Origin of the sequence: Streptomyces mesophilus, assembly GCF_011044995.1 — a bacterium.
Lineage (GTDB): Bacteria > Actinomycetota > Actinomycetes > Streptomycetales > Streptomycetaceae > Streptomyces > Streptomyces mesophilus.
The window spans coordinates 1-6,479 of record NZ_JAAKZW010000336.1; the positions used below are offsets into that span (position 1 = coordinate 1).

Annotated in this window: 7 protein-coding genes and 1 pseudogene; all 8 read left to right on the plus strand. The window is 71.1% G+C overall.

Annotated features, from left to right (window positions below):
• A partial coding sequence (locus tag G6045_RS42050) for an ADP-ribosyltransferase (RefSeq protein WP_165336879.1) occupies positions 1-1,955 on the plus strand: 1,955 nt, incomplete at its 5' end.
• Between the two features lie 18 nt (positions 1,956-1,973).
• Entirely contained in the window at positions 1,974-2,375 is a 402-nt protein-coding gene (locus G6045_RS38410; RefSeq protein WP_165336880.1) for a hypothetical protein, read from the plus strand.
• Positions 2,376-2,399: 24 nt separating this feature from the next.
• Positions 2,400-3,146: a DUF6508 domain-containing protein gene (locus G6045_RS38415; RefSeq protein WP_165336881.1), complete on the plus strand. Its 747-nt coding sequence runs from the start codon at positions 2,400-2,402 to the stop codon at positions 3,144-3,146.
• A 102-nt stretch (positions 3,147-3,248) separates the two neighbouring features.
• Positions 3,249-3,872, plus strand: a complete 624-nt coding sequence (locus tag G6045_RS38420) for a hypothetical protein (RefSeq protein WP_165336882.1) — start codon at positions 3,249-3,251, stop codon at positions 3,870-3,872.
• A 98-nt stretch (positions 3,873-3,970) separates the two neighbouring features.
• Positions 3,971-4,438 (plus strand): HD domain-containing protein, encoded by a 468-nt coding sequence (locus tag G6045_RS38425; RefSeq protein ID WP_165336883.1) that lies wholly within the window; start codon positions 3,971-3,973, stop codon positions 4,436-4,438.
• Between the two features lie 34 nt (positions 4,439-4,472).
• The gene (locus G6045_RS38430; RefSeq protein ID WP_235968571.1) at positions 4,473-4,817 is read left to right on the plus strand and encodes a hypothetical protein; all 345 of its coding nucleotides are present in this window, start codon (positions 4,473-4,475) and stop codon (positions 4,815-4,817) included.
• 13 nt (positions 4,818-4,830) lie between these two features.
• Positions 4,831-6,183 carry a type VII secretion integral membrane protein EccD gene (eccD, locus tag G6045_RS38435; protein ID WP_165336884.1) on the plus strand — a complete coding sequence of 451 codons (1,353 nt, stop codon included), beginning with the start codon at positions 4,831-4,833 and terminating at the stop codon, positions 6,181-6,183.
• Positions 6,184-6,223: 40 nt separating this feature from the next.
• A pseudogene (locus G6045_RS38440) lies at positions 6,224-6,479 on the plus strand (MinD/ParA family ATP-binding protein); the annotation flags it as partial.

Here is a 6,479-nt window from a genome sequence, read left to right on the forward strand (position 1 = left end):
TGCCGTGGGGGACTCCGGAAGAGGAGTCGCACCATTGGTATGAGGTCGGGCACTGGGTGAAATCGTTCGTCTGGGACGGCCTGATCGTCGACGGGATCTGGGGCACCATCAAAGGCCTCGGCACCCTGGTCGGCTTCCAGGGCCTCGATGCGATGGGGCAGGCCTGGAAGGGCCTCGCCCAACTCGCGACCGGTCTGCTGATCATGTCCGTGCCGGTCGTCGGCGCGGCCTACATGATGGCGCCGGACGACAAGTTGCCGTCCTGGCTGCGCGATTCACGCACCGCGGTCAAGGAGACCGGTAAAGCCCTGGTCGCGTGGGACGAGTGGGGCAAGAACCCCGCCCGCGCCGCCGGTGCGGTCACCTTCAATGTGGTCACCACCGTGTTCACCGGCGGCGCCGGAGCCGGTGTCGCCGGCGCCGGGAAGGCAGGCGCGGTCGCCAAGACCCTGTCGGCGTTGTCGAAGGCGGGCAAGGCCATCGACCCGATGACCTACATCACCAAGGGCGCCGGCGCAGGCCTGACCAAACTCGGCGATGTGATGGCCGGGTTGAAGGGCGTCGGAAACATCGACATCCCACCCCTGCCCGACACGATGGTCCGGCTGCCGGAGGGCGCGCTCCGTATGCCCGACGGTTCGTTCACGCTCCCCGAGGGCGCGGCGATTCCGGAAGGTGCGGTCACCACGCCCACCGGGGCGCTCAAGCTCCCCGAGGGCTGGACGACGGTGTCGCACAACTCGGTCGCGCTGCCGGACGGCCGCGTGATGGAGCCCGACGGCTCGCTGATCGCGCCGAACGGAGCGGTGGACCCGACCCCGGTCAAGGCGGAGTCCGTCCCGGCTCACGCCCCGGCGCAGCAGCCCGTGTTGGCAGGCGTCCACGCGGGCGACTCGCTCCCGGCGGGCTCCGTGGACAACGTCCCGGGCGCGAGCACCACGGACAACGCGATCCCCGGCCCGTCCGCCGCGGGCCACGACCTCCCGCCCTCGGGCCCCCACGGCCCGGGCCACGACGGCCCGCCTGCGGGCCCGGCGTCCCATGCGGACGACGGGGCGCACGCCGGTGACGATGCGGCGGGACATGGGGACGACGGGGTGTCCCACGGTGATGAGGCCGCCGGACACGGTGACGACGCCGCCGGACACGGGACGGATCCCGGTCCCACCGGAGCGGTGGACGAAGCCGTGCATGGTGCCGACGAGCCGGGTATGCCGGCCGGCCATGGCGCCGACGGCTCGGGGATCGGGGGTGCGGGCGACGAGTACAAGTACACGCCGCATGTCACCCCCGACGAGTGGCAGAACCTGTCCCCTGCGGAGAAGCACAGGGTCGCCCTCGCCGAGGTCGCCGACGGAACGGTCCCGTTCCTCAACGACACCGACGCCGTCCAGTACGGCCAGGCGTACTGGAACCACTACACCGAGAACCTGCCGAGCTCCCAGTTCGACGCCGTCCACGACTACACGCTGGAGCACGGCAAGAACCAGCCGCCGCCCACGTCCGAGGGCTGGGCGACCTACAAGGAGATGAACGGCTACCTGCGCGGCAACGACGCCATGGACAGCCCGTACGTGCAGCGCAACATCGCCGAGACCGACGCGGCACTGGCCGGGCGAGCAGTCCCCGAGGACGTCATGGTCGTCCGCGGCACCGGCATCGGTCACCTCGACCTGGACTCGCCGTACGACATGCTCGGTGAGACCTACGGCGACCCGGCCTACATGTCGACGTCCCTGGGCAACCACCCTGTCGCCGCCTTCAAGGACATGGACGCGGTCCTGCATCTGCGCGTGCCCAAGGGCACGCCCGCGCTGTGGGTGGAGAAGGCGAGCGAGTTCGGCATGGGTGAGCGAGAGCTGCTGCTCGGCCGCGGCACGGAGTACCGGGTGACCCGGGTGTTCGTGGAGAATGGCCAGGTGCAGGTCTATGGCGAAGTCCTGCCCAGGAAGTAGCGGAGAGAGGCACACCCCATGAGCAGCGAACGACGCGTCTCACCGCGTATGACGGAGGACCTCCACTTCAACCGGGTGGAGGGCGGTCCGCCGCGCTATGCACGGCGTACGGACAAGCCCGTCGAGTACTTGGTGATCGTGGACGCCGCAGGTGCGGTCATCGGCTACGTATGGGCCAACGACGAGGACGACGCGGCAGGCTGGACGGTCCGGCCGGCCGGCGGTGACGAGGCCTTCAACCTGGGCTTCATCTGGGCCACGAAGCTGCACGACGCCAAGGCCCAGGGCCTCGCCCCTACGCAGGCACTCGCCGTGATGGTGCGCGAATCGGATCCGTCCGCCGGCAGCCACGTACAGTCCGGCTCGCTGTCGCAGGCTCCGAGCCTTGCGGCCCTCAAGGAACTCGCGGCGCAGCAGTAGCCGCTTCCAGAGAGAACATCAGCGATGCCCTACGCCCTCACGACCGCCGAGCCTGTCCAGTACGTCACGGTGACCGACAAGAAGGGCACCGTGCAGGGCTACCTGTGGTTCAACGACGTGGACCGGGCCGCGGGTTGGGTGCTGCGGACCGCCCGCGGGGACGAGGCCATGAGCAGGGGTGCGTTCTGGCTGGAGAAGCTGGACGACGCCGCGGCGCGAGAGCTCGCACCCACCGCCGCGCTCGCCGAGCTGTTCAAGGCGGACACCGCGTACGACAACCGCCTCGTGGAGGTATCCCTCACGTCGGCGGCGAGCCTGCGCGAGGTGCAGGAGCTCGCCGCATGCCCGGATGCCGAGGACCGGCTGCTGCTCGGACAGCTGAAGCAGGACGCCGCCGCCTGGCGCGAGTTGGCCGAGGCCGCCGCCGCGCTCACGCCCGCGGACCGGAAGGTCGAATGGGCCGGGGCGGGCGAGCAGCCGGGCGGCGTGATCAGGATCGGGTACCCGAACTACAGCAAGCCGCTGCTGCGCCTCACGTACGCAGTCTCCGGAGTAGGCGCCGTCACACCCGCCCACTACTGGATCGACCACCGGATGCCGGAGGTCCCCGCCGGTGGCCAACTGCCGCCCGCCGACGCCGTACGCGCGGCGACGGCCGTCATGCGGGGCGAGCGCTTCTGCGACGGAACGATCGCGAAGGCGGCGGGGGACGGGCTGTTGGACGCGGTGGTCGCATCGCTGCTCGCCTGGTACGCGAGTACCAGCAAGTAGGCGTTGCATAAGCAACGAGCGGCCTGATAGGCATGCCTCTGCGCACCACCACGCGGCACCGCACCCGCCGCGCAGCACCAAGTACCAAGCAGGGGGACCCCGGTGACCACGCCACCGCCGCAGCAGCAGAACCCGTACGCGAACCGGAACCCGTACGCGAACCAGCAGCCCAACCCGTACGCGGGCCGGCAGCCCACCCCATACGCCCAGCAGGGCATCCCACCCCAGGGCCAGCAGGGTCAACAGGGCCAGCAGGGTCAACAGGGCCAGCAGGGCCAGTGGGCGCACCCGCAGTGGAGTGCCCCCAACCCGCAGGCCGGGCCCGCCGGTTGCCGCTTCTGTGGTGCGATGCCCGCCGAGCGCGTCACCTTCCGCGCCCACCAAGGGCTGCTCATCCTCATGCGCTTCCAGAAGCTCGACGGCCCCATGTGCGCCACGTGCGGCGAGGCCGTCTACCGCGAGATGAGCGGGAAGACGCTGTGGCAGGGCTGGTGGAGTCCGTTCTCGCTGTTCCTGCTCGCGCCGTTCACGCTGCTTTGGAACCTCTTCGCCCACCGCAAGGTCAAGGCCCTGCAGCCGCCCGCGCCCGGGCAGCACGGTCCGCAGCTGCCCGCCGGTGTGCCGCTGCACAAGCGGCCGCTGTCGTATGTCGCACTCATTCCCCTGGGGTGGATCGCCTTCTTCGTGATCTCCGTGGTTCTGCTCGGCGACCCGCTGGCCGGCTAGCCGCGCGCACCGCTCGGGTGGCGTGACGCACCCCACCCGAGCTGTACCTCCCCCTCACCCATGCCTTATGTTGCGGAGGCAAAGCCAAGGGGGAACGCATGCCGGACGAGCAGCAGCCGCTCATGAGCCTCGACGAGGTCGAGGCCGTGGCCCGTCGTGCGCACGCGGCGCAGACCGACAAGGCCGGGCGGCCGTACGTGGAGCATCTGCGGGCCGTCGCCGACGGCACCCGGGCCAGGGGCGGCAGCGAGGAGCAGATCGCCGCCGCATGGCTGCACGACGCGATCGAGGACCACGCCCTGTCCGAGGAGTGGCTCGAGGCGGCCGCCCTCACCCCCGCCACCAAGGCCGTCGTGCGCGCGCTCACCAAACGCGAGGGCGAGGAGGCGGAGGCGTACGCGGCGCGTATTCTCGCGACCCCGGGCGCACTCCTCGTCAAGACGGCCGATCTTGCGCACAATTGCGATCCGGCACGCAGGGCCGTCCTCGACCGTGCGACGCAGCAGCGGCTCGACAGCAAATACGCGAAGATGCGGGAGCTCCTCGGGCTCGCCGAGGATGACTGACCGGCTCACGAGGACGACTGAGGCAAAGAGAGTCATGGCGCGGGATTACGACAGCCAGTTGCTGGAGTCGGTGTCGGTACGCCGGCGGAGGCTGCGCGACGCCCTGCTCTTCGGTGCGCAGCGCGCCCGGCGCAGCGCCGACGAGCGGCTCGGCAAGGTGTTCGCCGGGATCGCCATCGCCGCCGTCCTGTGCGCCGGCTGTGTCGGCTGGTCCTTCGTGCAGAACATGATGGAGAAGCAGAAGGACGAGCAGCGCAAGCAGCAGCAGAAGCAGGAGAAGCTCGTCGGCCACGCGGCACTTCAGGAAGCCCGTCATTTCGGGCATACCTCAACAAAGGGTACGGCCAACAACCCACCGTCCGCCTCGACTTCGCGATGATAGGTTCCGGTAAGTGGTGAGCACTGCAACGAGTTCCCGAGCGCAACTCAGCCGAGTGACCCTCGTCGGCGAGCGCCGGCGGGCGGACATCGTTCTGCCGTCGGACACCCCCATAGGGCAACTGCTCCCCGACATCCTCCAGTTGCTCGACGACCGGGCCGCCTCGCGCCCGATGACCCGGCAGCTGATCACCTCGGACGGCGCCGTCCTGCCGCACGAGAGCACGCTCTCCTCGGCCGAGGTCGCCGACGGTGCGGTCCTGCGTCTCGTACGCGCCCACGCGGCCCCGCCCGCGCCCGTCGTCCACGACGTGACCGACGAGGTCGCGGACGATCTGGATCTGCGCGCCTGGCGCTGGCGGCCCGCGACACGCAGGGTCAGTGCCGGAGTCGCCACGGTCGTCTTCACGGTGATCGCGGCGGTCCTCGCACGGGCCGAGTTCTCGCTCGCGTCCGTCGCGACCACGCTCATCGTGGCCACCCTGCTCCTCGCCGCCGCCGGCGCGCTCGTCGCGAAGCTCGGCGCCGGCAACCGGGGTCTGGCCACCGCGCTGCTGCTCACCTCCGGAGTGCTCGGACTGCTCGCCGCGTGGACCGCGGCCGACGCGCACGCCTGGTCGGGACAGGTGCGTACGGCGGCGGTCGGCGGTGCGCTCGTCCTGACCCAGCTGCTGCTCGGCTTCTTCGCACCGCTCGGCCGCGGCGGACTGATCGGGGCCGCCGCCACGGCCGCGTACACGCTGATCTGGGAAGTGGCCGCCGCCGTCCAGGACGACCCGGCCCGGCTCGGTGCCGTGATGGCCGTCCTGTCCGTGGTGCTGCTCGGCATGCTGCCGCGGCTCGCGCTGATGGCCTCCGGCCTGACGGGCCTCGACGACCGCCGCTCCGGTGGCGCCTCGGTCAGCCGCCACCAGGTGGCCGGTGCGCTCGCCGCCACCCACCGCGGCCTCGCGCTCGCCACGATCGTCACCGCGCTCTCCGCGACGGCCGCCGGCTTCCTGCTGACCTCGGCGCCGCCCACCGTGTGGACGGTGCTGCTCACCGCGCTCACCGCCGTGGTGCTGCTTTCGCGGGCACGGGCCTTTCCGCTGGTGGCGGAGGTCGTGGCGCTGTTCGTGGCGGCCGGCTTCCTCGTCGTACGCCTGGTGATGCTGTGGATGGCGAACGCCGAGGGCATCGGTCCGCTGGCCGTGCTGTGCGCGGCCGCCGTACTGCCGCTGCTCGTCCTTGCCGTACAGCCGCCCGAGCATGTGGTGGTCCGGCTGCGCAGGATGGCCGATCTGATCGAGTCCATCGGCGTGATCGGGCTCTTCCCGCTCGCGGTGGGCGCGTTCGGTGTGTACGGCCAGCTGCTGAACAAGTTCTGATCGGCACCGCAGTGACTTCGAGGAAACGGGGCGCAGGGAAGTGAGCACGGACATGCCGAACGGCGGCAACTGGCAGGGCGATGTGCTGCGCGACCTCAGGGGTGCGGAGGGGCAGGCGCCGGCTCCGGCCCAGGCACCGCACCCGGCACCGCCGACGCACCCGGCTCCCGCACAGGCGCCGACCCCCGCCCCGGCCGCCCAGCCGCTCCCGCAGCAGGCGCAGCCCAACCCGCAGGCGCAGCCCAACCCGCCGATGCAGCACGCCCAGCAGCCCCCCTCCCCGTATACCCGCGGCC

Bases quoted from the DNA above. Each gene is read 5' to 3' on its own strand.
- G6045_RS38415 (WP_165336881.1), top strand. From the start codon at position 2,400: ATGCCCTACGCCCTCACGACCGCCGAGCCTGTCCAGTACGTCACGGTG.
- G6045_RS38410 (WP_165336880.1), top strand. From the start codon at position 1,974: ATGAGCAGCGAACGACGCGTCTCACCGCGTATGACGGAGGACCTCCAC.
- G6045_RS38425 (WP_165336883.1), top strand. From the start codon at position 3,971: ATGCCGGACGAGCAGCAGCCGCTCATGAGCCTCGACGAGGTCGAGGCC.
- G6045_RS38430 (WP_235968571.1), top strand. From the start codon at position 4,473: ATGGCGCGGGATTACGACAGCCAGTTGCTGGAGTCGGTGTCGGTACGC.